The 24,999-nt window shown below is 52.6% G+C and carries 25 protein-coding genes, 2 tRNA genes, 1 rRNA gene and 1 pseudogene; 10 read left to right on the top strand and 19 right to left on the bottom strand.

Going from position 1 to position 24,999, the window contains the following annotated elements:
• Nucleotides 1–37: 37 nt before the first annotated feature.
• The 10 genes and pseudogenes from J4650_RS16875 to tssH form a co-directional block, all read right to left on the bottom strand.
• A complete protein-coding gene (locus J4650_RS16875) occupies nucleotides 38–523 on the bottom strand; it encodes an Hcp family type VI secretion system effector (protein ID WP_000119443.1) in 486 nt (161 codons plus the stop codon).
• 142 nt (nucleotides 524–665) lie between these two features.
• On the bottom strand, nucleotides 666–1,049 hold the full coding sequence (locus J4650_RS16870; protein WP_000379146.1) for a type VI secretion system amidase immunity protein Tai4: 384 nt from the start codon (nucleotides 1,047–1,049) through the stop codon (nucleotides 666–668).
• A complete protein-coding gene (locus tag J4650_RS16865; protein WP_001081550.1) occupies nucleotides 1,034–1,519 on the bottom strand; it encodes a T6SS effector amidase Tae4 family protein in 486 nt (161 codons plus the stop codon). Before J4650_RS16865 ends, J4650_RS16870 begins: the two co-directional genes overlap by 16 nt.
• 42 nt (nucleotides 1,520–1,561) lie before the next feature.
• Nucleotides 1,562–1,756, bottom strand: a pseudogene (locus J4650_RS22865) (type VI secretion system lipoprotein TssJ); the annotation flags it as partial.
• Nucleotides 1,757–1,822: 66 nt separating this feature from the next.
• Entirely contained in the window at nucleotides 1,823–2,308 is a 486-nt protein-coding gene (locus J4650_RS16860; RefSeq protein WP_000312802.1) for an Hcp family type VI secretion system effector, read from the bottom strand.
• 236 nt (nucleotides 2,309–2,544) lie between these two features.
• On the bottom strand, nucleotides 2,545–2,970 hold the full coding sequence (locus J4650_RS16855) for an STY0301 family protein (protein ID WP_001171576.1): 426 nt from the start codon (nucleotides 2,968–2,970) through the stop codon (nucleotides 2,545–2,547).
• Entirely contained in the window at nucleotides 2,942–3,343 is a 402-nt protein-coding gene (locus tag J4650_RS16850) for a BPSL0067 family protein (protein WP_001147175.1), read from the bottom strand. Before J4650_RS16850 ends, J4650_RS16855 begins: the two co-directional genes overlap by 29 nt.
• 52 nt (nucleotides 3,344–3,395) lie before the next feature.
• Nucleotides 3,396–4,904, bottom strand: coding sequence for a type VI secretion system contractile sheath large subunit (gene tssC, locus J4650_RS16845; protein ID WP_000013884.1), 1,509 nt, complete (start codon nucleotides 4,902–4,904; stop codon nucleotides 3,396–3,398).
• Between the two features lie 23 nt (nucleotides 4,905–4,927).
• On the bottom strand, nucleotides 4,928–5,470 hold the full coding sequence (gene tssB, locus J4650_RS16840; RefSeq protein WP_023994002.1) for a type VI secretion system contractile sheath small subunit: 543 nt from the start codon (nucleotides 5,468–5,470) through the stop codon (nucleotides 4,928–4,930).
• Between the two features lie 99 nt (nucleotides 5,471–5,569).
• Nucleotides 5,570–8,209: a type VI secretion system ATPase TssH gene (gene tssH / locus J4650_RS16835; RefSeq protein WP_023994003.1), complete on the bottom strand. Its 2,640-nt coding sequence runs from the start codon at nucleotides 8,207–8,209 to the stop codon at nucleotides 5,570–5,572.
• A 367-nt stretch (nucleotides 8,210–8,576) separates the two neighbouring features.
• Between tssH and tagK the strand changes: the two genes are divergently transcribed.
• The 6 genes from tagK to J4650_RS16805 are packed head-to-tail and all read left to right on the top strand — an operon-like array spanning nucleotide 8,577 to nucleotide 14,738.
• Nucleotides 8,577–9,479, top strand: a complete 903-nt coding sequence (tagK, locus tag J4650_RS16830; RefSeq protein ID WP_023994004.1) for a type VI secretion system-associated protein TagK — start codon at nucleotides 8,577–8,579, stop codon at nucleotides 9,477–9,479.
• Nucleotides 9,466–10,290 (top strand): type VI secretion system accessory protein TagJ, encoded by an 825-nt coding sequence (locus J4650_RS16825; RefSeq protein WP_023994005.1) that lies wholly within the window; start codon nucleotides 9,466–9,468, stop codon nucleotides 10,288–10,290. Before tagK ends, J4650_RS16825 begins: the two co-directional genes overlap by 14 nt.
• Nucleotides 10,287–10,781, top strand: a complete 495-nt coding sequence (gene tssE, locus J4650_RS16820; RefSeq protein ID WP_000108007.1) for a type VI secretion system baseplate subunit TssE — start codon at nucleotides 10,287–10,289, stop codon at nucleotides 10,779–10,781. Before J4650_RS16825 ends, tssE begins: the two co-directional genes overlap by 4 nt.
• 15 nt (nucleotides 10,782–10,796) lie before the next feature.
• Nucleotides 10,797–12,680, top strand: coding sequence for a type VI secretion system baseplate subunit TssF (gene tssF, locus J4650_RS16815; RefSeq protein ID WP_023994006.1), 1,884 nt, complete (start codon nucleotides 10,797–10,799; stop codon nucleotides 12,678–12,680).
• The gene (gene tssG / locus J4650_RS16810; protein WP_000145239.1) at nucleotides 12,677–13,672 is read left to right on the top strand and encodes a type VI secretion system baseplate subunit TssG; all 996 of its coding nucleotides are present in this window, start codon (nucleotides 12,677–12,679) and stop codon (nucleotides 13,670–13,672) included. The genes tssF and tssG overlap by 4 nt, the downstream gene beginning before the upstream one ends.
• Before the next feature lie 10 nt (nucleotides 13,673–13,682).
• The gene (locus J4650_RS16805; protein WP_000367626.1) at nucleotides 13,683–14,738 is read left to right on the top strand and encodes an ImpA family type VI secretion system protein; all 1,056 of its coding nucleotides are present in this window, start codon (nucleotides 13,683–13,685) and stop codon (nucleotides 14,736–14,738) included.
• 320 nt (nucleotides 14,739–15,058) lie between these two features.
• Here the strand turns inward: J4650_RS16805 and J4650_RS16800 are convergent.
• Together J4650_RS16800 and dnaQ are read right to left on the bottom strand one after the other, a co-directional pair.
• Nucleotides 15,059–15,135 (bottom strand) — tRNA-Asp (locus J4650_RS16800).
• 133 nt (nucleotides 15,136–15,268) lie between these two features.
• Nucleotides 15,269–16,000 carry a DNA polymerase III subunit epsilon gene (dnaQ, locus tag J4650_RS16795; RefSeq protein ID WP_001670675.1) on the bottom strand — a complete coding sequence of 244 codons (732 nt, stop codon included), beginning with the start codon at nucleotides 15,998–16,000 and terminating at the stop codon, nucleotides 15,269–15,271.
• A gap of 63 nt (nucleotides 16,001–16,063) precedes the next feature.
• On the opposite strand from dnaQ, the gene rnhA reads away from it, so the two are divergent.
• Nucleotides 16,064–16,531, top strand: a complete 468-nt coding sequence (gene rnhA / locus J4650_RS16790; RefSeq protein ID WP_000917872.1) for a ribonuclease HI — start codon at nucleotides 16,064–16,066, stop codon at nucleotides 16,529–16,531.
• Here rnhA and J4650_RS16785 read toward each other — a convergent pair.
• Complete coding sequence (locus tag J4650_RS16785; protein ID WP_000801238.1) at nucleotides 16,528–17,250, bottom strand: class I SAM-dependent methyltransferase; 723 nt, start codon at nucleotides 17,248–17,250, stop codon at nucleotides 16,528–16,530. The two genes, rnhA and J4650_RS16785, sit on opposite strands and share 4 nt — an antisense overlap.
• A 34-nt stretch (nucleotides 17,251–17,284) precedes the next feature.
• Here J4650_RS16785 and gloB point away from each other — a divergent pair, with 34 nt between their 5' ends.
• Both gloB and mltD read left to right on the top strand, forming a co-directional pair.
• Nucleotides 17,285–18,040: a hydroxyacylglutathione hydrolase gene (gene gloB / locus J4650_RS16780; protein WP_001052773.1), complete on the top strand. Its 756-nt coding sequence runs from the start codon at nucleotides 17,285–17,287 to the stop codon at nucleotides 18,038–18,040.
• Between the two features lie 71 nt (nucleotides 18,041–18,111).
• Nucleotides 18,112–19,479, top strand: a complete 1,368-nt coding sequence (mltD, locus tag J4650_RS16775) for a murein transglycosylase D (protein ID WP_000644706.1) — start codon at nucleotides 18,112–18,114, stop codon at nucleotides 19,477–19,479.
• 55 nt (nucleotides 19,480–19,534) lie between these two features.
• Here the strand turns inward: mltD and J4650_RS16770 are convergent, their stop codons facing one another.
• The 3 genes from J4650_RS16770 to J4650_RS16760 all read right to left on the bottom strand — a co-directional run bounded on the left by J4650_RS16770 (nucleotide 19,535) and on the right by J4650_RS16760 (nucleotide 22,490).
• The gene (locus J4650_RS16770; RefSeq protein ID WP_000207225.1) at nucleotides 19,535–20,305 is read right to left on the bottom strand and encodes a class I SAM-dependent methyltransferase; all 771 of its coding nucleotides are present in this window, start codon (nucleotides 20,303–20,305) and stop codon (nucleotides 19,535–19,537) included.
• Nucleotides 20,306–20,382: 77 nt separating this feature from the next.
• Nucleotides 20,383–21,183, bottom strand: coding sequence for an endonuclease/exonuclease/phosphatase family protein (locus J4650_RS16765; protein WP_001230970.1), 801 nt, complete (start codon nucleotides 21,181–21,183; stop codon nucleotides 20,383–20,385).
• A 131-nt stretch (nucleotides 21,184–21,314) separates the two neighbouring features.
• Nucleotides 21,315–22,490, bottom strand: a complete 1,176-nt coding sequence (locus J4650_RS16760; RefSeq protein WP_001127537.1) for an MFS transporter — start codon at nucleotides 22,488–22,490, stop codon at nucleotides 21,315–21,317.
• 104 nt (nucleotides 22,491–22,594) lie between these two features.
• Between J4650_RS16760 and yafC the strand changes: the two genes are divergently transcribed.
• Nucleotides 22,595–23,509 carry a DNA-binding transcriptional regulator YafC gene (gene yafC / locus J4650_RS16755; RefSeq protein ID WP_000648536.1) on the top strand — a complete coding sequence of 305 codons (915 nt, stop codon included), beginning with the start codon at nucleotides 22,595–22,597 and terminating at the stop codon, nucleotides 23,507–23,509.
• Nucleotides 23,510–23,530: 21 nt separating this feature from the next.
• Here the strand turns inward: yafC and dkgB are convergent, their stop codons facing one another.
• The 3 genes from dkgB to rrf all read right to left on the bottom strand — a co-directional run bounded on the left by dkgB (nucleotide 23,531) and on the right by rrf (nucleotide 24,882).
• Nucleotides 23,531–24,334 carry a 2,5-didehydrogluconate reductase DkgB gene (gene dkgB / locus J4650_RS16750; protein ID WP_000154876.1) on the bottom strand — a complete coding sequence of 268 codons (804 nt, stop codon included), beginning with the start codon at nucleotides 24,332–24,334 and terminating at the stop codon, nucleotides 23,531–23,533.
• Between the two features lie 164 nt (nucleotides 24,335–24,498).
• Nucleotides 24,499–24,575 (bottom strand) — tRNA-Asp (locus J4650_RS16745).
• Nucleotides 24,576–24,766: 191 nt separating this feature from the next.
• Nucleotides 24,767–24,882, bottom strand: a 5S ribosomal RNA gene (rrf, locus tag J4650_RS16740).
• Nucleotides 24,883–24,999 lie beyond the last annotated feature (117 nt).

Here is a 24,999-nt window from a genome sequence, read left to right as displayed (position 1 = left end):
ATCCGGCCAGATATAAATCTGGCCGGAAAAACAGCCGTTAAATTTCTTTGTTGGCCTTGAAGTCGTAGCCTGCGGTGATGGTGCCGCCGCTGCCGCCCTGCTGGTTCTGCACCACGTATTCCTGCTTCACGGTGCTGAAGGAGAGTTCAATTGATTCGCGAGACGCAATTTCCCCTCCCTGGCTTCCGCTGGGCGATACCATTGCAATAATCAGATCTGTGAAAGTGTACTTGAGGTACTCCAGCGGATTGCCGCCAGCCTTACGCATAACCAGAATGGCCTGCGGAATGTGCTTACCGGAAGAGCAGTATTTGAACAGGTTCGGGCTGGCGCGATCGATGTAATGTTCAAATGAAAGATTAGTGACGGAGACCTTACCGGAACCGAGACCGCTACCGGCGTGCATGGTGGATTCCTGATGAATATTCCAGCGCCAGCTCAGTACTTCAATTTCATTTTTGTGTTTGTCATCCATTGACTCGCCGTCAATGCCGTCAATTTTCAGAAAAATGTCATAAGACATATCTACTATCCTTTTAACTACCTAAATTAAGCCCTGATTTATCTGCTTTATTAGGTGAACAGATTAACTATTCCTGTACAGCTCTTTCTTACCCATAAATTCATCAGAGCAAGAGAACGTATGCTTTTAATATCTTTGAGTTTTACTTCTCGACACGCCTTTTAATTAATTCATTTAATTCCCTGTCATGGATAAAATCTATGCACTTCATGGTATTAAAATCTGATGATATCGAACCGTTATATTTCAACCCTGAATATTTTTTCGCAATCTCATCAATTTCATGGTAAATCTCCACAGATTGTTTACCATATTCAAGGTAAGCACTGGCCGTAGCTCTGGCATCGTTTTTAACGACATCATCTTTGTATACTAATGCCAGACAATGACTCAGCGCCCAGTTTTTTAAGAGTTCCGACTGTGAATATTGTGTGGTCAATGCTTCTTGTGCAAAGGATGGCTGCCATACCAGCATTCCACTTATGCTGAAAGTAACTAATATTAACCATTTCACGGCAGTATCCACAGAGTCCCAACTTCAGGAACAAATGGTCCATTATCTGGATCATTTAATAAGTGGCACTGATCTGAACAGATACTGCCATTCCATAATGTAACGTGTCCTCTGGCATTGCTCCAGCCATGCCCTTTTACTACGATAATTCCTTTCTTCCCTATAAAGTCACTCTGTTTCGGATTATTAACAATAAGATCAGGCTTGCCCATAGTATGAGTAAGATAATCAATCATATCATTCACGCGATAAATATAGAATTTATTATCGGCACCACTAACCTTTGCATACGGAGAGTTACGGGCTATTGGGAATCCTGTCGCATTCAAAACATAGCTCATTCGAATAGGGCAGGCATTTTGAAAATAACCACCAGTTATATTTTTCCCAACGTTTCCACCAATAATGCTACCCACATCAGCGACGGAATGATTCACCTTCCTAAAAGCTAACCACGCTTCATTGAATGAAGGTCTGTTCATTTTGCTTACCCTCTAAAAATTCTGTGTAGGTCATTAATTCTCAACACGTATCTTCATGGACGCCGCTTTCTTCTGATTGTCAGAATTCACCTTGTAAAACGCTTTCACGCTCAAGTCAGGCCGCTGCGATTAGGGGTCAGGTAGCGAATCGCTACTGCCGCATCCGGAAAGCAGGAGCAGTACAAAAGGCATAGCTACCGCACATAACCGCCGAGTGGGGTTACGCCATTTATTCACTGTAAATTCCTTTAAAATCAAAACAATAAATCCGGCCAGATATAAATCTGGCCGGAAAAACAGCCGTTAAATTTCTTTGTTGGCCTTGAAGTCGTAGCCTGCGGTGATGGTGCCGCCGCTGCCGCCCTGCTGGTTCTGCACCACGTATTCCTGTTTCACAGTGCTGAAAGAAAGCTCGACCGTTTCACGGGAGGCGATTTCACCATCGTGGCTGCCGCTCGGAGAAACCACGGCGACAATCAGGTCGGTGAAGGTATACTTGAGGTACTCCAGCGGATTGCCGCCAGCCTTACGCATAACCAGAATGGCCTGCGGAATGTGCTTGCCGGAGGCGCAGTATTTGAACAGGTTCGGGCTGGCGCGGTCGATATAGTGATCAAAATCCAGGTTGGTGACGGAGACCTTACCGGAGCCGAGGCCGCTACCGGCGTGCATGGTGGATTCCTGATGGATATTCCAGCGCCAGCTCAGTACTTCAATTTCATTTTTGTGTTTGTCATCCATTGACTCGCCATCAATGCCGTCAATTTTCAAAAAAATGTCATAAGCCATTTTTATATCCTTATTAAGTTTTACTTAAAATAAACCTGGTTTATCCTGATAATTTGCGCAGAAATAAACCGTTGCCGTACAGAATCCCCTTCCCCGTAATTTCAGGAGAACAGAAGGCTGTCTTTTTCCGCTGCCAATATTATTGAAGTATTTACTTCACGAATAAATCTTAAACATTAACAGGCATCTTTTATGCGTATTCTGGCATCAGAGTATTCATATAAAGATTATATATTTTATTTACAAATCAATTTTGCCGGTAAGACATCCGGGCTCCAGCATGTCGCGACCGTTCCCTGAACTTTTCTGGCAAGCAGAACAGCCCACTGTCCATAACTACATGAGAACCAGATCCCCCGGCGATTATCCTCCGGGTCTATCTCCCACAGACGCCCCTTTTTCCCATCAACGACTGCATCTTCACCTTTCAGATCTGCTTGCTCTTTGGGATCGCCAGACGAAAGAAAACCACCATCATTCAACATACGCGCTGCACGGGATGAGACATTCCATCCTTCCGCTGAGGAAATTATTGGAGCCTGAGAAAAATGAATAACCGCAGGGCAGACAATCTCATCGGCATGAACAACTATTACCGGAAGTAACCACAGAATGCCCCCGACAATACAGGTGCTATTCAACGATAAAATAGGCTTCTGCATTATTACTCATCCTTATATAAGTCCCGTCACTACGAACACTTCCATTATGCAACTTTCTTATATAACGTTTGGACACACGGGGTTTTGCGATATCATCTTTCCATTGATCCATCACCCATATCCCGCCAGCATCTTGCCCCAGAAAAAATGCAGCATGGTTGCCACTATTGTGGTTCGGATATCGCCCATTCACAAAAGTAGCGATAACTGTCCCGACTTCAATGTTTTTGTTTCCAAATACTGCGGCCCCTTGCTGCCATGTACTCGTTTGTCCTACTCGTATATAGTGTTGAATAAGTTCAACACACTGATGGTGGTTTCCTACCTTTTCTGTATCCTGTAAAGCCTTTGCATTAGCATAAACATATGGCATATATTCTCTTAATATCCTCTGATATTATTTATATATTCACAAAATAAATGCATCAGGCATTGCCCTGCTTCACTGACGGCAGTTTTGTCACCAGGCGCAGCGATCCCGTCAGCCCTTCAAGCTGGAAATGCGGACGCAGGAAGAATTTCGCGTCGTAATAACCTGGATTGCCTTCGACCTCTTCCACCACTACTTCAGCGGCAGCCAGCGGACGACGGGCTTTAGTTTCTTGCGAGGAGTTCACCGGATCGGCGTCGACATAATTCATAATCCATTCATTTAGCCAGCGCTGCATATCCTCACGCTCTTTAAAGGAACCGATTTTGTCGCGGACGATACATTTGAGGAAGTGAGCGAAGCGCGAGCAGGCGAACAGGTACGGTAGACGGGCAGACAGGTTAGCGTTGGCCGTCGCGTCCGGATCGTAGTATTCCTGTGGTTTTTGCAGCGACTGTGCACCGATAAAGGCGGCATAGTCTGAGTTTTTACGGTGGATTAACGGGATAAAACCGTTTTTCGCCAGTTCAGCCTCGCGGCGGTCAGAGATGGCGATTTCGGTCGGGCATTTCATGTCCACGCCGCCATCGTCAGTCGGGAAGGTATGGCAGGGAAGATTTTCCACCGCACCGCCTGATTCCACACCGCGAATCAACGTACACCAGCCGTAGTGTTTGAAGGAACGGTTGATGTTTACGCCCATCGCGTAGGCCGCGTTGCTCCAGACGTATTTGGTATGGTCAGAACCATCCGCATCTTCTTCAAAATCAAACTCGTCCACCGGGTTGGTTTTTGCGCCATACGGCAGGCGGGCAAGAAAACGCGGCATCGTCAGGCCAATATAACGGGAGTCTTCGCTGGCCCGCAGGGAGTTCCACGGCGCATATTCCAGGTTCTGAGTGACGATTTTAGTCAGGTCGCGAGGATTCGCCAGCTCCTGCCAGGAGTCCATTTGCAGTACCGAGGGGGAAGCCCCGGCAATAAACGGCGCATGGGCCGACGCGGCGACTTTGGCGATAGAGCCAAGCAGATCCACATCGGGCGGTGTATGGTCGAAGTAGTAATCCGCAATGATACAGCCATAAGGTTCGCCGCCTAACTGGCCGTATTCGGCTTCATACAGTTTCTTGAACATCGGGCTTTGATCCCAGGCGATGCCCTTGTAACGCTTCATGTTGCGCCGCAATTCATCTTTTGACAGATTCATGAAGCGGATTTTCAGCTTTTCGTCGGTCTCGGTGTTGTAAACCAGATGCTCCATACCGCGCCACGAGGATTCCAGCTTCTGCCAGTCGGGATGTTGCAGGATCAGTTTGATCTGTTCGGTCAGTTTAAAGTCGATCTGCGCAATAATAGCGCTGATGCTTTTATAGGCGTCATCGCTGACGGTGATCGTGTTCGCCAGCGCCTGTTGCGCCAGCGTCTGCACCGCGGCTTCCACGGCTTTTGCCGCCTGGGTAGTCTTGGGTCGGAAGGCCTGATTCAGCAACGCATCAAATTCACCGGATGCGGAGACGGTATCCTGAGCAACTGCGTCGGTTGCCTGCATATTACTGTTTGCCATGAAAATTCCTTAAAAATTCGACATTATTCCGCTGATTCATTAACCGCTGACACACCTTGCTGGGTAGCGGCCGATTTAGGTGCATTCGCCAGCGTTTTCAGCAGAGTCGGGTCCTGCAACAGTTTATTGACCAGATTTTCCGCCCCGGCCTTGCCATCCATGTAGGTCTGGAGGTTCGCCAGTTGAGTGCGGGCTTCCAGTAACTGGTTCAGGGCGTCCACCTTGCGGGCAATCTGTGCCGGCGAAAAGTCGTCCATATTTTCCAGCGTGATATCGACCATCAACTGACCTTCACCCGTCAGCGTATTCGGCACAGCGAACGCCACGCGCGGCGCAATGGCTTTCATGCGCTCATTGAAGTTATCAATATCAATATCGAGGAATTTGCGATCCGTCACCGGCGGCAGTTCTTCACGCGGTTTCCCGGCCAGATCGGCCAGCACCGCCATCACGAACGGCAGCTCGATTTTTTTCTCAGAGCCGTAAATCTCTACGTCATATTCAATCTGCACGCGCGGCGCGCGGTTGCGCGCGATGAATTTCTGCGCGCTATTGTTGATAGCCATAATCCTTCATTTCCTTTTTAGTCAACTGGTTGCCGCAAGGGGAGCGGTATACCGGTACAGTTTTTAAAATCGCACTACGGACACTTCGAACGGCCGGTTTCAGCAAACGATCTCAAAAACAATCTGCTCATCACCATTAACGCCGATATCAATTTGCCTGATAGCGGCTTTTTCCGTCATGGCCTGCAACCAGTAGCGCGACAGTTGCGGCAGGATGTGCTGTTCGATGTAGCCAATCAGCAACCGCGCGCCCGTTTCATGCATTGGACAGCACGCCACAATATGTGCGACCAGTTCCTCGCTATACGTCAGCGTCACGCCGTGCTGTTCACTCATCCGCGCCACCAGCCGGTCAAGGTGCAGATGGGCAATCACGCCACGCGACGTTTCGTCCAGCGGCAGGTAAGGGATCACCGTCACGCGGCCCAGAAATGCCGCCGGGAAATGCTTGCGTAATTCCGGCATTAGCGCCTCTTTAAGCCCCGTAGCGTCGGGCATTAAAGCCGGATCTTCACACATCTGGCTGATGAGGTCGGAACCCACGTTGGTGGTGAGTAATAGCGTGGTGTTTTTGAAATCGACATGTGTTCCCTCACCGTCCTCCATCCCGCCCTTGTCAAACACCTGATAGAAGAGTTCATGGACGTCATGGTGCGCTTTTTCGATCTCGTCGAGCAGCACTACGCTCCAGGGGTGGCGACGCACTGCTTCCGTCAGCACACCACCCTCGCCATAGCCCACATAGCCGGGGGGCGCGCCTTTCAGCGTGGAAACGGTGTGAGCCTCCTGGAACTCGCTCATATTGATGGTTACCAGGTTCTGCTCACCGCCGTAGATAGCCTCCGCCAGCGCCAGCGCGGTTTCGGTTTTACCGACACCGGACGGCCCGGCCAGCATAAACACGCCCACCGGTTTGCGTGGATCGCCCAGTCCCGCCCTGGCGGTCTGAATACGTTCACCAATCTGCGCCAGCGCGCCGTCTTGCCCGGTAACGCGTTGCGCCAGTCGGGCAGGCAGTTCCAGCACCTGGCTGGCCTCATCTTTCACCATGCGCCCGGCAGGAATACCGGTCCAGTCGGCGACAATCGCCGCGACAACCGCCGCGCTGACTTCCGGGAACACCACCGGCGCGTCGCCCTGCCACTCCCTTAGCGCCGTTTCGGCCTGTTGCAGCGTGGTTTTGTCATCAGCATCAGACTCTGCGACACGCAGTTCCTGCAACGTATGTACCAGTTCCAGCTCCCGCTGCCAGCGAGATTCGGATGCAGTCAGTTCATTGTTGAGCGAGAAAATTCGCGCCGTCAGCGCATCGCGCCGCTCATCTGACTGAATCCCCATTTTTTCCTGCTTCTGCAACAGCGACCGTTCCATTTCCGCCGCTTTTAGCTGCTGGCGCAGGAACTGTACGCTGGCAGGCGGCGTGTGCAGCGTCAGCGCCACGCGGGCCGCGGCGGTATCCAGCAGGCTGATGGCCTTATCCGGCAACTGCCGGGCGGGAATGTAGCGGTGAGAAAGCTGTACCGCCGCACGTACCGCCTCATCCAGAATCAGTACGTTATGGTGTTTTTCCAGCGTATCCACCAGACCACGCACCATTTCCATTGCGGGGATCTCTTCCGGCTCGGCAATCTGCAACACCTGAAAACGCCGGGTCAGCGCCGGATCTTTCTCAATATGGCGCTTGTATTCGCTCCAGGTGGTGGCGCCGATAGTCCGCAGGGTGCCGCGCGCCAGCGCCGGTTTCAGCAGGTTAGCGGCATCGCCCGTGCCGGATGCGCCGCCCGCGCCCACCAGAGTGTGAACTTCATCGACAAACAGAATAACCGGCTGCGGCGAGCGCCCGGCCTCTTCCAGTAACCCTTTCAGACGCGATTCAAACTCGCCTTTCATGCTGGCTCCGGCCAACAGAGCGCCAACGTCCAGCGCCAGTAGCCGTACTTCCCGCAGCGCGGGCGGCACTTCCCCCTGCGCAATCGCGAGGGCAAAACCTTCGACGACCGCCGTCTTTCCGACGCCCGCCTCACCAGTCAGTAGTGGATTATTCTGGCGACGGCGCAGCAGAATATCCGTCATGGTGCGGATTTCATGCTCACGCCCCGTCACCGGGTCGATTTTGCCGTCGCGCGCCTGTGCCGTCATGTCCTGACAGTATTTTGCCAGCGCGGATTTACCGTCCTGCCCGCCGTTGGGAATCGCCTGACTGCTTTCACCGGGAATGGCTGATGCCAGGCCGGAGCCGTCGTAAGGGCGCTCCTGCGCTTCCGGCGATGTTTCGATCAACGAGGGCAGTATTTCCGTCAGTTCATCAACCGGAAGCGTGGCCAGCGGCGCACAGATACTGCTCAGTACCCGACGCAGTTCTGGCGTGGTCAACAAGGCCAGCAGCAACCAGCCGCTGCGAATTTTGTTATCGCCGTAACGGACGCTCGCCAGCATCCAGGCCTTTTCAACGCTGAGATCGATATGGTGAGAAAAATCACTAATGGCGCTGGCCCCGGCGGGCAGCATATCCAGTTGCCGGAGTAACGCTTTCTCCACATCAGAAAGAGGGATCTGGTAATGCCGAAGAACGTGGAGAATATCGTTATCGGGCTGCTGTGTTAACTGGTGCAGCCAGTGAGTCAGCTCAACCCAGGGATTAGAGCGTAGTTTGCAAAATGCCGTTGCCGATTCCAGCGACCGGAATAGTGGGCCGGCCAGTTTTCCATACAACGCACTGCGTGAAACAGGAGTTTCCATGTGTTATGCCTTGTGACATAAAAATTCATAAAAATAATGCATCAATGCACATAAATATATAAACAATTCTTTATTGATAGCCTCGAAAAAATATCGAAACAAAACAATGATACAGATCAGGGACTAATTAGCAACTAAGCCGTTAATATTAAATAATCAATGAACAGCAAGATAAAAATCGCAATTGCAGAATTAAAAGAAATAATATTTCAAAAAAGACATCTATGCATACAACAATGCATTCACGACGAAAATAATAAAAAGGGTGTCATCAATAATGACTCCCTATGAATTTAGTTAAAATTATTTATGAATTAAAACTCCCTAAACGTTTCCTCCAGAAAAATAAATACATTTAAGGGACATAATGAAACAAGACATGTGGGAATTACGGAAAATACAGTCGCAGGGTATAACGGATAACGCACAGTATCCCGCAGGGACATACATCGTATTTACTGCCGCCTCCCCCTACATTCCGCTTTTTGAGCAACATGGGAAAGACGATATCGCGCTCAGTCTTGTTCGCCACGAAGAGGCGTGGTGGATTGTTAATCACTCTGATGAACTGTGCTGTGCCGTCAATGAGCAGGTGATGGAACCTCATCACCGTATGCGGCTGAATGATGGAGATACGATTGAATGGGGTCTGTCATCCTGGTGCCTTGCCCGCACCAATGATGAGTCCCGTCCCGATGTTTCGTTTCCTCAGTTGGTTCAGTCATCTGAATCCGTTGCTGAGTACCTGGATCTGGACTGGTTTAAACAACAACAGCTCAATCCGCAGAACCCGTTCGATATTATTCCCGTCCGGGAAACCGCGTCCTCTTACACCGGCCATGAAGCGGATAGCACGCTACACCAGCTTTACCAGGAATATCAGCAGGCATTGCGGCCCTCCGGGCAGGAAAAGCCCCTCCGTCCTAAACCGTTTCCCCGAAATGAAGACGCTGTCACCCAGGATTTGACGTCGTTATACGATAAAAAGGGCGACACCGACACGTTACAGGATATGGTGGCAGGCGCGCCCGGTATTGATGCCATTCTGGATACGCTGGACACGACCGGTGAGGGTGAAATGCACTGGCTGGCGATGGAATCAATGCCCGATATCCTACAACTGCTCTCGCCGGAACTGGGGGGGAAAACCGCACATAGCGAGATACTGCCCGATCTGACCCGCCGCGAGCATCGTATTATTGGCATCGACAGCCACTACCGAATCACTCCGACACAGAAAAATGGAAATACCGCCCATGAAAAAAACTGACACGCTTCCTGCTACCCTGTCCGCGCTGATACAGGAATACTCTATTGCGGAGGGGATTCAGATGGCGGAGCAGCAGGTTCGGGAAAATCCGGCGAAAGCGCTCTGCCGCCACAGCCTGTTTCAGTTGCTGTGTGTGGCCGGAGACTGGTCGCGGGCGCTACACCAGCTTCAGCTATGCGCCAGGATAGAGGCCAATTATACCCAGGAGGCCCGGCTGTACCGGGAGCTGGTTCGCTGCGAAATGTTCCGCCACACCGTTTTTCAGGGTGAACAACGACCCGGTTTTCTTCTGCCGCAGCCCGTTTGGGTGGAGTCACTGCTGGCGGCACTCGCCTGTCATGACGATACCGGTGAGGTTGATAAACACCGTAATACCGCACTGGAAGCCATAACAGACACGGGCGGGCAGTGGAACGGCGGCGCATTTGACTGGGCGAGCGACAGCGATTCCCGCCTTGGCCCGGTACTTGAGCTGGTCACCGGCGGCGTGTATATCTGGCTACCGTTTTCGCAAATACGCTCGCTGGAATCGCCGCAACCGACGCGCCTGACCGATCTGCTGTGGAAACCCATTAATATCACCCTGATGAATGGCGATACGCACGGTGCCTGGCTCTTTACCCGTTACAGCGGTTCGGAAAGTGCATCTGACGCCCTGCGTCTGTGCCGGGAAACCGCCTGGCAGGACGGCCCCGGCGAAACCACCGTGCGGGCGCTGGGGCAGAAAGTGTGGCTGACCAGCCACGGCGATATCAGCCTGCTGGACATGGCCCATTGTACCTTTCATGCTCAGGAAAACGATGGCGCATGAGCACGTCTCGTTTTACACCCGCTAACCACCTGCTGCCCACCCTATTTGATCGGCTGTGTGACAATGCTCCGTATCAGAAAATTGACCGGGATATCAGCGTCACGCCGGTACAACTGAAGGAGATCATTCGTCGGGATCTCTCCTTTTTGCTCAATACCATTAGCCACGAGGGTGACATCGACGCCCGGCGCTATCCGCAGGCAGCGGCGTCAGTGCTCAACTATGGCCTGCCGCCGCTGGCGGGCAGCTTTATGTATGAGCATAAGTGGGACGATATCAGCGAGGCGATCCGGCGCGCCATTATCCGTTTCGAACCCCGGCTGAACGCCGCCACACTCAGGGTCACGCCATTGCTCGATAAAACCCGGCAGGGTAGCTATAACACGCTACAGTTTGAAATTCGCGGACAAATTCTGACGCAGCCGTATCCCACGGAGTTTCTGGTACGCAGCGCGCTGGATATGGAGCTGAGCCGCATTACGTTCTTTTAATACAGGGCATTATTCATGGATCCACGGCTACTGGAGTATTACAACCGCGAACTGAGCTACCTGCGGGAGACCGGTGCTGAGTTCGCCACCCTCCATCCCAAAATTGCCGCCCGACTGGGGATGCAGGGAACCGATATTGCCGACCCGTATGTGGAACGCATGATCGAGGCGTTCAGCTTTCTGAGCGCCCGCACTCAGCTAAAAATTGACGCCGAATTTCCCCGCTTCACACAGCGGTTACTGGAAGTCGTCAGCCCCAATTACGTCACCCCCACGCCATCGATAGCAGTGGTAAAGCTGTATCCCGATACGCAGGAAGGCGACCTGGCGAAAGGGGTCACCGTGCCGCGCGATACCGCGTTCGTTTCCCCCATCCCGGAAGGCGAAAATACCGCCTGCCAGTTTCGCAGCAGCCAGGACGTCACGCTGTGGCCGCTGTCCATCGAGGAGGTACGCCTGACCGCCGCGCCGCCGGATATGCCCGCCCTGCACCGCTATCTGCCGCCTAATATTCATGTCGCCGGGGCATTGCGCATCACCCTGCGAACCTTCGGGGAACTGACTTTCAGCGAGCTGGCCGGTCCGGCACGGCTGCCCTTTTACCTCTGCGGCGAAGAACGCATTGCGTCACACCTGTTTGAGCTGCTACATACCAGCGCCGTCGCCACACTGGCCGGTGAACCCGGTCACTTTGACGGCGAACTGAATGTGAATCTTCAACACCCGGTGGCGCACGAAGGGCTGGAGCCAGGGCAGGGGCTGCTGCCGCTCGCCTGGAACGTGTTTCACGGCCATAATCTGCTGCATGAATTTTTCGCCTGTCCGGAACGGTTTTACTTCTTCACCCCGACCGGATTGTCTGCCGGGTTACAAAAGGTGCAGGGCAATGTGGCGGAAATTGTTATACTGCTTAACCGCCTGCCGCCGGACTGGCTGATTCATCAGACGGACGCCGCACAGTTCAGCCTGTTCTGTACGCCGGTGATCAACCTGTTTCCCCGCACCACCACCCGGATTGAAGTCACACACAGCGTGACGGAACAGCATCTGGTGGTGGATCGTACCCGTCCGCTGGATTACGAGGTGTTTTCTGTCCAGGAAGTCGAAGGCCTGGAAGCGGAAACCACACGGAAGATGATTTTTCGTCCGCTGTATCACACCCGTAATAATGACGAAGGCAACCACGGGCGTTATTTTTCACTGCGTCGTGAGCCGCGCCGATCGTCAGAAAGCGCCCGCCGCTATGGCACCCGAACCCCCTATACCGGCTCGGAAGTCTTCCTCTCGCTGGTTGATCAGCATGAAGCGCCCTACCCGGAAAATCTGCGCCATATCACCGTCACGGCAATGGTGACTAACCGCGATCTGCCCTGCCTTATTCCACGTAATGGCCGGGATGATCTGACCGTAGATGCGGCGATTCCGGTGGCGGGCGTGGGTCTTATCAGACCGCCGCGCCCGCCGCAGCCGCCGCTGGCTGAACGCGAAATGGCCTGGCGGCTGATCCGGCAGTTGTCGTTTAATTATCTGCCGCTGGCCGATCTGGATCACCGCACCGGCGGCCAGGCGCTGCGCGATCTGCTGAATCTGTTTATCCCGGCTCACGACAGCCCGCAGTCGCGCCAGGTGCGCAGCCTGATTGGCTGCAAAACCACCCCGGTGACCCGCCGACTGCCCGGCTCCGGCCTGTTGGTCTATGGCCGGGGCGCCAGTTGCGAACTGACCGTGGACGAAGAAGGATTTTCCGGTATCAGTCCTTACCTGTTCGGTCTGGTGCTGGAACACTATATTGCCCGCCATGTTTCCATTAATACCTTCTCGCAGATGACGCTGCACTCGATGCAACGCGGGCATGTCATGACCTGGCCGGTCAGAACCGGGCAACGGGGGAGCGTATGACCGGCGCTCTCGACCAGGCGCAGAAAACCCCCTGGCGTTACGGATTCCTGAACCTGATGCGGCGCGTGGATGCCCAGCTCTGTGATACTCCGGCAGGCAGTATCTGGCAGCCACGGATGGAAAAATTCCGTCTGGGACAGACGCCGACGATGACCTTTGCGCCACGGGAAATCGCCCAGGTCAGCTGGCAGGATGGACGCCTGCACCTGAGCCTGTACAGCCTCGGACTATGGGGGCCAAACGGCCCGTTGCCGCTGCACTATACCGAGCTGGCACTGAACCGCTCAGAGAGTCGCCACGATCCGACGCTGGTTCATTTTTCCAATATTTTTCACCACCGCTGGCTGACGCAGTTCTGGCAGGCATGGCGCAGCGCCCAGTCCGCCGGTGGCGGGCTGGACAAACCGGAACACGACCGTTTTGCGTTTTATATCGCCAGTCTCAGCGGGCAGGATCTACGGGAAAGCGCCGAAAGCCCGCTGTCAGATCATGTTCGCCTGGCAGCCTCCGCCCATCTGGTACGCGAATCGCGCAATCCTGACGGGCTGGCCGCCACGCTGGCGCACTATTTCAGCGTACCTTTTGCGGTGAAAGAGTTCGCCCTGCACTGGATAACGGTGGCGAACGATGAAATCACCCGTCTGGGCACGCCCGCGCAGTCTTCGGTGCTGGGCAACGGGGCGCTTATCGGCCAGGCCGTACCGGATATGCAGTACAAATTCCGGCTAATTATCGGCCCGCTCACGCTGGAGGATTACCTGCGTTTTCTGCCCGGCGGCAACAATCTGCCCGTGCTGACAGAACTGGTGCGTACGTTCATTGGTTTTGAATATTGCTGGGAAATTGAGCTGCAGTTGAAGCCTCATGCCGCACCGCCTGCGGTGATCGGCGGCGCGCAGCGGCTTGGCTGGACGGCCTGGGCAGGTAAAGCCATGCATGACCGTCCGGTGACCGGCATGATTTTTGAACCTGAACACGGCTTAACCCACTGAGAGTAATGATATGGATATGTCCCTGACTAAACCGGTAAGCGCGGAACAACCCTGCGGCCCCGATCCGGAGTACGACCCGGAATACCTGCTGCTGTTCAGCCGCGCCGCCCCTCAGGCGGAGGCGCAATATGGTGATTTTGTCAGTACGCCGGAAGCCGTGAACTGGCCGGAAATTGAGCGTGATGCGCGCCGTCTGCTCACGCGCAGTAAGGATATCCGGGTGTTGATCCTGCTGCTGCGCAGTCGCATCCAGCAGGCTGGCGCACAGGGACTGGCGGAAATGCTCACACAACTGGCAGAACTGAGCGTAATCTGGTCTGATGCACTCCATCCACAGCTGCTTACCGGCGAAGGCGCATCCGCAGAATCTATTGAAGATGCGTCGCTGGCGCGCAGTAATGCCCTGGCGGCGCTGCTGGATCACGAAGGCGTGATGGCGGACATTCGCGGTATTACGCTGTCAAACAGTGCCGCCCTGCGCCTACAGGTACGGGATGTGGAGCGCGCGTTATCCGCTCCCCGCCCGGCTGATGCGCTGGCCCCCGAATCCGTCCGCCAGCAACTGGCCGACCTCGAAGCCCGTGGGGCATTACCGCTGGCGGCGTTTCGCGAAGCGCAGGAAAGCGCAGAACGCCTGCAAGTGTGGGCGCGTGAGACATTAGGCGATCTGGCTCCAGATTTTTCACGCCTGCGGCAGTTGTTAGCGCTGCTGCCTGACGTGGTACAGACAACCACACCGGAAATCCCTCCGTCGCCAGCGCCAGTGCCAGACCCCGCAGGCACGGTTATGGATAATGCCGTTCCGGCACGGGCAGAGGATGTGCCGCCTGTCAACGCGCCACCCGGTATATCCCTCCCACACAATGCTGAACCGGGGCCAATTCGCGATCGTAATGATGCGCTGGAGCGCCTGCGGTGCATTCGTCGCTGGTTTGAGAGCAGTGAACCCAGTAGCCCGACCATCCCACTGTTACGCCAGGCTGAAAGACTGGTGGGAAAACGGTTCTCGGAGGTGATCAATGAGATCCCGGTGGAGTTGCTGGAGAAGTGGGATGCCCTGGAGTGATGATGCGCATGTCTGGCGGTTCTCCGTGATTATCTGAGTGACATCAACATTACGCAGTCTGCTTCTGCGCTGAACATGTCCCGATCCCGGTTAAGCACCGCCATGAGGCCGCGCCTTAAATGTCAGTGGGACAAAATAACCATGACAGTGAAAGAAGTGGCGGTAATATCCTGTTCGTCATCCAGGCGTAGGCCCATTTGCGCCAGATTCCACGATAGACGGTGGAACTTCTTGAAGACGAAAAAAAACCGTATCCCTTTTACAGTGATACGGTTTTTTTTACTTCACAGGATGTATAAAAACACCCTGAGATTTGTATCTGGCGGAACGGACGGGACTCGAACCCGCGACCCCCTGCGTGACAGGCAGGTATTCTAACCAACTGAACTACCGCTCCGTGATGTTCCCGCTGGGAACGAGGCGAATATTACGGTTTGCGGTGTCGCCCGTCAACGCTTTTTCTCACCTTTTGAATCAGTTGCTGCAAAAATCGCCCGAAGGATGATTTTTATAGCCTAAAAAGGAATAAATTACGCCCGCCAAAGGCAACTTCCGCCCTTTTTCTGCACCAGATCAAGCCGCGATTCATGCGCAGCCAGCTCTTCCTCAGAGGCAAAAACGACCCGTAACCGGCTGGCCTGGCGAACGATTCGCTGAATGGTCGCCTCACCTTGCTGCCGTTGCGTCTCTCCTTCCATCGCAAACGTCATGGACGTTTGTCCGCCCGTCATCGCCAGATACACTTCAGCAAGGATCTGGGCATCGAGCAATGCGCCGTGCAAAGTACGTTTGCTATTATCTATCTCATAACGCGAACACAGTGCATCAAGGCTGTTACGCTTGCCGGGGAACATTTTCCGCGCCAACGCCAGGCTGTCGGTAACTTTGCAGAAAGTATTGGTTTTAGGAATATCGCGTTTAAGCAGACCAAACTCATAATCCATAAAGCCGATATCGAACGATGCGTTATGGATGACCAGCTCCGCGCCGCGGATATAATCAAGAAACTCATCGACCACATCAGCAAAAACCGGCTTATCCAGCAGAAACTCATCGGCAATACCGTGTACGCCAAAAGCCTCTGGATCGACAAGGCGATCGGGCTTCAGGTAAACATGAAAATTGTTGCCGGTCAGACGACGGTTTATCACCTCAACCGCACCGATCTCAATAATCTTGTGACCTTCATAGTGCGCGCCTATCTGATTCATACCGGTGGTTTCGGTATCGAGGACAATCTGTCGTGTAATTGCAGTGCTCATATCGGTCATTTATGTCAGACTTGCGTTTTGTTATCGATTTCAATTACAGGAAGTCTACCAGAGATGCTTAAACAGGTAGAAATTTTCACCGATGGCTCTTGCCTGGGGAATCCAGGGCCTGGTGGTTATGGCGCTATCTTACGCTATCGCGGTCATGAAAAAACGTTTAGTGAAGGTTACACGCTCACTACCAATAACCGTATGGAACTGATGGCGGCGATCGTCGCGCTTGAAGCGTTAAAAGAACATTGCGAAGTAACATTGAGCACCGACAGCCAATATGTGCGGCAAGGAATTACCCAATGGATTCATAACTGGAAGAAACGCGGCTGGAAAACAGCGGAAAAGAAACCTGTAAAAAATGTCGATCTCTGGAAACGTCTCGATGCTGCGTTAGGTCAGCATCAGATCAAATGGGTATGGGTCAAAGGCCATGCAGGCCATCCCGAAAACGAGCGTTGTGATGAACTGGCGCGCGCCGCGGCAATGAACCCCACGCAGGAAGATAGTGGCTACCAGGCGGAGGCTTAGCCATCCGGTTTGCGATATTGCCGGGTGGCGCCAACGGTCTGGCGGATAGGGGTTTTACTTTTATTATGTCGCAGCGGATTAAGCGTAAGCGGGATGGTCCGCTTACGGGCCACAATAAGCTGTAAACAGCCCAGCGCCGGGATATGCGTATTTAAAAGCCGCCCCCCCTGCTTTTTCCAGGGTAAGACATGAAAACGGCTATAATGTAGCACTTCAAAATTGAGTAAAGACAGCCAGTCCAGTTGCCGCATAAGGGTAAACATCCGACTATTATAGGGCGGTGTTTTACGTAAAACGGGTACCAGTTTACGTAACCCCATCAAACTCAGCGGGTTAAATCCACTGATGACCAGCCAACCGTCATCAATCAATACGCGGTCGGCTTCCCGCAATAAACGGTGCGGGTCGGTACACCACGGCAAAGTATGCGCCAGCAGACAAACATCGACGGATTTATCTGCAAAAGGAAGGTGTAGCGGATCGGCCAGAACTTGCATCGGCGACCCCTGCGACGAAACATTCACCTGATGGGAGACCGCGCACGCTTCGGAATTGATTTCTGCGCTTAAATTACCGATTTTAAGCAAATGGAAACCATACATTTTTGCAAACCACGGATTTAGCTGCTGTTCCAGCGCCTCACGGTAGTAATTGCCCCAGGGCAACTCACCCCAACATCCGGGCGCAACGACAGTTTGAGAGAGCCTTGCCGGTTTCATCGCAACCTTCCGCTAATTATTTGAGAGGTAATATATGAATCTTAACAGTATTCCCGCGTTTCAGGACAATTACATCTGGGTGCTGACCAATGATGAAGGCCGCTGTGTGATTGTTGATCCCGGCGAAGCGGCCCCCGTCTTAAAGGCCATTGCTGAACATAAGTGGATGCCGGAGGCGATTTTTCTGACGCATCACCATCACGACCATGTTGGCGGAGTCAAAGAGCTGTTGCAACACTTCCCGCAAATGACGGTTTATGGACCGGCGGAAACGCAAGACAAGGGAGCAACCCATCTTGTGGGCGATGGCGATACTATTCGCGTTTTAGGCGAGAAATTTACTCTTTTTGCCACGCCGGGTCACACGTTAGGACACGTCTGTTACTTTAGCCACCCTTACTTATTCTGCGGCGACACGCTGTTTTCTGGCGGCTGTGGTCGACTGTTTGAAGGCACGCCATCACAGATGTATCAGTCACTTATGAAAATTAACTCTCTGCCTGACGACACGCTCATTTGCTGCGCTCACGAATACACTTTAGCTAACATTAAGTTCGCATTGAGCATACTTCCGCACGATTCGTTCATAAATGAATATTATCGTAAAGTTAAAGAGTTACGTGTAAAAAAACAAATGACATTACCCGTTATTCTTAAAAATGAGCGTAAGATTAATCTTTTTTTAAGAACTGAAGATATTGATTTAATTAACGAAATAAACAAAGAAACAATATTGCAACAACCAGAAGCGCGTTTTGCATGGTTAAGGTCAAAGAAAGACACGTTCTGATAATTCTTACTTGTCATTCGCTAACTTCGCCGTTATGATCGGTCGTCTTTTAAGCAACTATTGACACACACATGAAGGCAAAAGCGATATTACTCGCCTCTGTCCTGCTTGTGGGGTGCCAGACGTCTCAGAACACTGGCAACGTCCAACAGCACGCACAGAGCCTTTCTGCAGCTGGTCAAGGGGAAGCAGGAAAGTTTACGAGTCAGGCACGATGGATGGACGACGGAACGTCTATCGCGCCAGATCAGGACTTGTGGGCTTTCATTGGCGACGAGCTAAAGATGGGAATTCCGGAAAACAGCCGGATTCGCGAACAGAAACAGAAGTATTTACGCAATAAGAGCTATCTCCACGATGTAACTTTACGGGCAGAGCCGTATATGTACTGGATAGCGGGGCAGGTTAAGAAACGTAACATGCCTATGGAGCTGGTACTACTACCCATAGTGGAGAGCGCTTTTGATCCTCACGCAACGTCTGGCGCCAATGCCGCAGGCATCTGGCAGATCATACCGAGCACAGGGCGCAATTATGGTTTAAAGCAGACCCGTAATTATGACGCGCGTCGCGATGTTGTAGCCTCTACGACCGCCGCGTTAGACATGATGCAGCGTCTGAACAAAATGTTTGACGGCGACTGGCTGTTAACAGTTGCAGCGTATAACAGCGGCGAAGGCCGTGTTATGCGGGCAATTAAAGCAAACAAAGCGCGTGGAAAACCGACGGATTTCTGGTCGCTTTCTTTGCCCAGAGAAACAAAACTCTACGTACCTAAGATGCTGGCATTGAGTGAAATTCTCAAAAACAGCAAACGCTACGGCGTACGTCTGCCAACAACAGATGAAAGCCGAGCGCTGGCACGAGTTCGTTTAAACAGTCCAGTTGAAATGGCGCAGGTTGCGGATATGGCGGGCATGTCTATCAGCAAGCTGAAGACGTTTAATGCCGGTGTAAAAGGGTCTACCTTAGGCGTAAGCGGTCCGCAATATGTTATGGTGCCCAAAAAGCATGCCGAGCAGTTGCGTGAGTCGCTAGCTTCCGGTGAGATTGACGCCGTTCAGTCCCAACTGATCGCCGACAATACGCCGTTGAATAGCCGTAGCTATAAGGTGCGCTCTGGCGATACGCTTTCCGGTATTGCTTCGCGGCTTGGCGTAAGCACGAAGGACTTGCAGCAGTGGAACAACCTGCGTGGTTCGCGCCTGAAAATCGGGCAAAGCCTGACCGTAGGCGCTGGCAGCAGCGCGCAACGACTGGCAAACAATAGCGATAGCATTACCTATCGTGTCCGTAAAGGCGATTCGCTTTCCAGTATCGCCAGACGTCACGGGGTGAATATCAAAGATGTGATGCGCTGGAACCATGATACGGATAATCTACAACCGGGCGATCAGCTTACGTTGTTTGTGAAGGACAATAGCACGCCAGACTCCTGATATTGTCCAACGAAAAAGCCAAAAGGCGCCGCTTCCCCCGGCGCCTTTTAAATTGCTATACCGCTTTATGCGCTTCCAACATGATAGTATCGCTGCTAAACGAGCCGTCATCCTGCAACTCAAAATAACGCTTCACCTCTACCGGGGCGCTCGCCTGATATAATCGAATCGCCTCAACCAACGGCGCTGGCGTACGCATCCGCGTTACCCATGAGCGAAACTCCAGCGATAAACGATCGGTTATCACGGTATTCGTTACCAGCATCGCGTTATTGACCATCGCCAGCCATTCGCCACTGGAATAGTTACGGACATGCGACGTGTCGCGTAACGCCTCCACCGTTTGCAGCCAGATATCGCGTACAGGATGTCCAGGCGACATGACATCCATGATAATCAGCACGCCGCCGGGTTTTAATACACGATAAACCTCACGCAATGCCTGACCAACGTCGTGCCAGTGATGCGCGGAATAGCGGCTAATCACCACCTCAAACGATGCATCTTCAAAGGGCAGTTTTTCGGCATAGCCTTGGCGGAGAGTAATATTACTTAAATGTCTTTCTTCCGCCGCTCCAGCGACAACCTCAAGCATGCTGGCGGATAAATCGTATGCCACGACCGAGTTGGCATGTTGCGCAGCGACAAAACTCGCGTGTCCAGCCCCACATCCCATATCCAGTACGCTCGCGTGGGAAAAATCAGACAACCTTTGCGCCAGCCGCGCTAAGTCACGACCCGCTGCGTGAACGGCGCTATGTAAATAGGCGTTCGCCTGTGAACCAAACTGCTTTTCAACATTGTCATGGTGGGAATGCGTTGTCATGGTAGTGCCCTTCTGTTATGAGAAAAATAGAGGGCAGCACCCGCAGAGGCCTGCCCCACGGCAGACCTGACTCACCTTTATTGCTCAGGTTTGCCGGGACTGAATTCAACGAGTAGCGGATTGTGATCGGAAGCGCGCGTCACCAGTACGGAGGCTTCATTCACGTTTAAACCACGATAAAAAACAAAATCCAGCGGTCGTCCAAACGCACGACGGCGTTGATCGTCAGTGAAACGCACCTGGCGCAGCGACATCTCACGTGCAAAGCGGTACAACGCATTCATACGTGGGCGGCTCCAGGCATTAAAATCACCCGCCATAATGACAGGGCCGCTATGGTGCGCAATCTGGTCGCCGATCGGAAGTAACTGCTTACTGTATACGTCCACGCCCAGACTAAAATTTACCGCATGAACATTTACTACCATTAATAAACGGGTATCCGGCAAGGGATATACCGTCACCAGGGCTGATTTCGCCAAACGTAAAATTGGTTCTCTTTCCCGTAAAGGGCAGCAGTAAACAGGATGGGCGGCAGAAAGCGTCATGACGCCAGACGGGTGCTGAGGTAATACAAAAGCGGGAACCTGATCGGCGGCAAGATAGTTAGCGGTGGCAAACTGTACCAGTTCAGGCGTCGTCTGGGCCTCCTGCAACAGGACCAGATGCGCATCTTTGCCATAGTTCTTCAGCACCGATAACCATTCGGCTCGCTGCTGCTTGAATATATTCCACACGAGGATACGGATCCGCTCTTCACTGCTTAGCGGTTCCCCGGCGGGCAATGCCTGGCCAATGCTCGCAAACGACCCTGGCGGCAAAATCCGCTCGGCGGGCTGTCCGGCAACATAGCGCATCGCATAGGTGTTTTTTCGCACTTTTGACTTTCAAACCTCTGTAACGTCAACCAGTCCTCAACCGGACTGGTTCTTCTGTTATAGGGATTTTAGCACTCACTTTCAACGAACAATTGCAGTTTGTTTTGTAAGTAGGCGCTTACATCAATAATTTACTCCAGAGCAATGCGTACAGGTTTATCAAGACGTCCGCTGACGCCCACCAGCAGGAAAGCCACCAGAACAATGAGGGCGCCAATCCACGGCGTCTGCGCCAAACCGTAATGCTCCACCGTTTGCCCGCCAATCACGGAGCCCAGCGCAATACCAATGTTAAACGCCGCAATGTTCAGACCTGACGCCACATCTACCGCATTAGGCGTGAATTGTTCCGCTTTCTGTACCACGTAGACCTGCAAACCCGGTACGTTACCGAAGGCAAAGATCCCCATCACCAGAATGGTAGCCAGCGCGGCATACTGCGTGGAGGCCGTCACCTGGAAGACCATCAGCAGAACAAACAGCGCGGCGAAAATGAATTTCAGCGCCGGCACGGCGCCATGCTTATCCGCCAGTTTACCGCCCCAGATATTGCCGATAGCCACAGATACGCCATAACCCAGTAGGATCCAGCTTACTGCTGCCGGGGAGAATCCCGCCAGATCCTGCATCATCGGCGCCAGGAAGGTGAATGCCGTGAATACCCCGCCGTAGCCAAGCGCCGTAACGGCGTAAATCAGCAACAGACGAGGATGAGTCAGTACTTTCACCTGGTCACGAATGCTGGCGGCCGCCCGACCGGGAATGTTGGCCGGGATCAGCAGTTGACTGCTCATCAGCGCAATCACGCCTAACAGTGATACCGCAAGGAAGGTCTCACGCCAGCCAAAATGCTGACCGATAAATGTTCCCAGCGGCACGCCCGTGACCAGAGCTACCGTTAAACCACCAAACATAATAGCGATCGCAGAAGCCGCTTTCTCTTTTGGCACCAGACTTGTCGCGATGGTAGATCCAATCGAGAAGAACACGCCGTGCGCCAGGCCCGTCAGCAGACGGGCGACGATTAATGTCATATAGCCCGGTGCCTGCCATGCCAGCAAATTCCCCGCCGTAAACAAGACCATCAGCGCGACCAGTAACTGTTTACGCGGCAGGCGTCCGGTCAGCGCGGTTAGCACCGGCGCGCCAATAGCCACACCCAGCGCATAGATTGAAACCAGCATTCCGGCGGAAGGTAACGAGATAGCCAGTTGTTGAGCAATGGTCGGCACCAGGCCGACAATCACAAACTCAGTCGTACCGATAGCGAAAGCACTTATTGTCAGTGCAAATAAAGCGAGAGGCATACATAACTCCATAACAGCAGTAATCAGATGACACGCAGTATGCCTGGATGTTTTAATGACAAAAATAGCCAAAATATCAATTTAATTTTGCTTCAGGAGCAAAGATGAAAGCCACCTCCGAAGAACTCGCAATTTTTGTCGCTGTCGTGGAAAGCGGCAGCTTCAGCCGGGCGGCAGAACAGCTTGGACAGGCCAATTCCGCTGTCAGCCGGGCAGTTAAAAAGCTGGAGATGAAGCTCGGCGTCAGTCTGCTTAATCGTACGACCCGACAGCTGAGCCTGACTGAAGAAGGAGAGCGATACTTCAGGCGCGTGCAGCAGATACTGCAAGAAATGGCCGCCGCAGAAACGGAAATCATGGAGTCGCGTAATACCCCGCGCGGCTTACTGCGTATCGATGCGGCAACGCCGGTAATGCTGCATTTCCTGATGCCGCTGATTAAACCTTTTCGTGAACGGTATCCGGAAATAACGTTGTCTCTTGTCTCCTCAGAAACGTTCATCAATCTTATTGAACGAAAAGTGGATGTTGCGATACGCGCAGGCACGTTGACAGATTCAAGTCTGCGCGCGCGTCCGTTATTTACCAGTTATCGTAAGATTATCGCCTCACCGGATTATATTGCCCGTTTTGGCAAGCCAGAGACCGTTGAAGAGTTAAAACGGCATCTGTGCCTGGGGTTCTCAGAACCTGTTTCGCTCAATACCTGGCCGATTGCCTGTAGCGATGGGCAGCTCCATGAGGTTGAATGTGGGATTTCTTCCAACAGCGGGGAAACGTTAAAACAACTTTGCCTGAACGGTAACGGCATTGCATGTCTTTCAGATTATATGATTGATAAAGAGATCGCGCGGGGAGAACTGGTGGAACTGCTGGCCGATAAACGTCTGCCGGTAGAAATGCCTTTCAGCGCCGTTTACTACAGCGATCGCGCCGTCAGCACACGCATTCGGGCATTTATCGACTTTTTGAGCGAATATATAAGAACAGCCCCCGCAGGAGCTGTGAAAGAGGGGTAAAGGGTACAAAGGGTCAGGCAATTAATCCCACTCAGGGGCCAAACCTTCCGGACTAACCAGGCGGTCGTTGCAGTCCAGTGCCGCGATCGCTGCTCTATCTTCGGCATCCAGATGCAGTTCCAGTGCTAGCAGGTTGCTTGCCAGGTTTTCACGCCTGGTGGATGAAGGGATCACGGAGTAACCTTCACCCATAGCCCATGCCAGAATAACCTGCGCCGGGGTCGCATTATGTTTAGCCGCAATGCGCGCAATCACTTCATCTTTCAGCGCTTTACCGTATGCCAGCGTCATGTAAGAGGTGATATGGATACCGTGCGCTTTCGCCCAGTCAACCACCTTACGATTCTGCAGATACGGAGATAGCTCAATCTGGTTGGTGGCGATATGGTCTGCGCCCACCGCGGCAATAGCCTTTTTCATCAACGGAATGGTGAAGTTTGAAATGCCAATTTCGCGAGTCAGCCCTTGTTTTTTAGCTTCCAGCAATGCCTGCATAAATTCTTCGACAGACACAGCATCACCCGGAGATGGCCAGTGGATCAGCGTCAGATCGACATAATCGGTACGCAGTTTTTTCAGGCTCTCTTTCAGGCTTGGGATTAGCTTGTCTTTGCTAAGGTTTTCAATCCAGATCTTGGTGGTGATGTACAGCTCATTACGCGGTACGCCGCTTTCAGCAATCGCCTGTCCAACAGCCGCTTCATTATCATAGATCTGTGCAGTGTCGACAGCACGGTAGCCCAGTTCAAGCGCCGTTTTAACAGAAGCGATAACCACGTCGTCTTTCAGGCGAAAAGTACCTAAACCGAATGCAGGGATAGTCATAGAATTCCTCTTTTTAATCACTATGTTCGTTAACTGAGGGGATTATGACCTTCAGCGCTTTGCAGAAAAAGAGCGAGAAATGCAGAGGATTTTTGCGAATTGAGCAATAATTAAATGACATGCAAAGAAAAAGCCCTGAGCTAATGCTCAGGGCTCTTAATAAGTGGCGGAACGGACGGGACTCGAACCCGCGACCCCCTGCGTGACAGGCAGGTATTCTAACCAACTGAACTACCGCTCCACCGAATTTCTTTGTCACAATCCGGATTTTCATCCCGGTTTACTGCAATTTGATGCCTGGCAGCTTATGAATCACTTCGTGATTCCCCCTTCGGGCCGTTGCTTCGCAACGTTCAAAAGCTTTCGCTTTTGTCCTACTCTCTGTCGAGTAGTGAACTGCCCCGAAAGTTAATGCCATACTTCTAATTTGATGCCTGGCAGTTCCCTACTCTCGCATGGGGAGACCCCACACTACCATCGGCGCTACGGCGTTTCACTTCTGAGTTCGGCATGGGGTCAGGTGGGACCACCGCGCTAGTGCCGCCAGGCAAATTCTTTTATGCTCTGTACGCAATTCTTTATCGCATCAGCGGCGTTGCCTGCGCTCGTAAACTCAGTCACATACTTCTGTATGCTCCTTCCTTTCCTTCGCTTGCCGCCTTGCT

It is taken from the genome of Salmonella sp. 32120201201600049SM, from assembly GCF_017572835.1.
Taxonomy (GTDB): domain Bacteria; phylum Pseudomonadota; class Gammaproteobacteria; order Enterobacterales; family Enterobacteriaceae; genus Salmonella; species Salmonella enterica.
Note: the sequence above shows the minus strand (reverse complement) of the source record. Positions and strands in the feature narration are given on the sequence as shown.

Bases quoted from the DNA above. Each gene is read 5' to 3' on its own strand.
- dkgB (WP_000154876.1), bottom strand. From the start codon at position 24,334: ATGACTATCCCTGCATTCGGTTTAGGTACTTTTCGCCTGAAAGACGAC.
- J4650_RS16760 (WP_001127537.1), bottom strand. From the start codon at position 22,490: ATGCCTCTCGCTTTATTTGCACTGACAATAAGTGCTTTCGCTATCGGT.
- J4650_RS16785 (WP_000801238.1), bottom strand. From the start codon at position 17,250: ATGAAACCGGCAAGGCTCTCTCAAACTGTCGTTGCGCCCGGATGTTGG.
- J4650_RS16865 (WP_001081550.1), bottom strand. From the start codon at position 1,519: ATGAACAGACCTTCATTCAATGAAGCGTGGTTAGCTTTTAGGAAGGTG.
- tssE (WP_000108007.1), top strand. From the start codon at position 10,287: ATGAGCACGTCTCGTTTTACACCCGCTAACCACCTGCTGCCCACCCTA.
- tssG (WP_000145239.1), top strand. From the start codon at position 12,677: ATGACCGGCGCTCTCGACCAGGCGCAGAAAACCCCCTGGCGTTACGGA.
- dnaQ (WP_001670675.1), bottom strand. From the start codon at position 16,000: ATGAGCACTGCAATTACACGACAGATTGTCCTCGATACCGAAACCACC.
- yafC (WP_000648536.1), top strand. From the start codon at position 22,595: ATGAAAGCCACCTCCGAAGAACTCGCAATTTTTGTCGCTGTCGTGGAA.
- tssF (WP_023994006.1), top strand. From the start codon at position 10,797: ATGGATCCACGGCTACTGGAGTATTACAACCGCGAACTGAGCTACCTG.
- mltD (WP_000644706.1), top strand. From the start codon at position 18,112: ATGAAGGCAAAAGCGATATTACTCGCCTCTGTCCTGCTTGTGGGGTGC.
- tssH (WP_023994003.1), bottom strand. From the start codon at position 8,209: ATGGAAACTCCTGTTTCACGCAGTGCGTTGTATGGAAAACTGGCCGGC.
- J4650_RS16850 (WP_001147175.1), bottom strand. From the start codon at position 3,343: ATGCCATATGTTTATGCTAATGCAAAGGCTTTACAGGATACAGAAAAG.
- J4650_RS16860 (WP_000312802.1), bottom strand. From the start codon at position 2,308: ATGGCTTATGACATTTTTTTGAAAATTGACGGCATTGATGGCGAGTCA.
- rnhA (WP_000917872.1), top strand. From the start codon at position 16,064: ATGCTTAAACAGGTAGAAATTTTCACCGATGGCTCTTGCCTGGGGAAT.
- tssC (WP_000013884.1), bottom strand. From the start codon at position 4,904: ATGGCAAACAGTAATATGCAGGCAACCGACGCAGTTGCTCAGGATACC.
- J4650_RS16770 (WP_000207225.1), bottom strand. From the start codon at position 20,305: ATGACAACGCATTCCCACCATGACAATGTTGAAAAGCAGTTTGGTTCA.
- J4650_RS16825 (WP_023994005.1), top strand. From the start codon at position 9,466: ATGAAAAAAACTGACACGCTTCCTGCTACCCTGTCCGCGCTGATACAG.
- tssB (WP_023994002.1), bottom strand. From the start codon at position 5,470: ATGGCTATCAACAATAGCGCGCAGAAATTCATCGCGCGCAACCGCGCG.
- J4650_RS16875 (WP_000119443.1), bottom strand. From the start codon at position 523: ATGTCTTATGACATTTTTCTGAAAATTGACGGCATTGACGGCGAGTCA.
- J4650_RS16805 (WP_000367626.1), top strand. From the start codon at position 13,683: ATGGATATGTCCCTGACTAAACCGGTAAGCGCGGAACAACCCTGCGGC.
- J4650_RS16855 (WP_001171576.1), bottom strand. From the start codon at position 2,970: ATGCAGAAGCCTATTTTATCGTTGAATAGCACCTGTATTGTCGGGGGC.
- tagK (WP_023994004.1), top strand. From the start codon at position 8,577: ATGAAACAAGACATGTGGGAATTACGGAAAATACAGTCGCAGGGTATA.
- gloB (WP_001052773.1), top strand. From the start codon at position 17,285: ATGAATCTTAACAGTATTCCCGCGTTTCAGGACAATTACATCTGGGTG.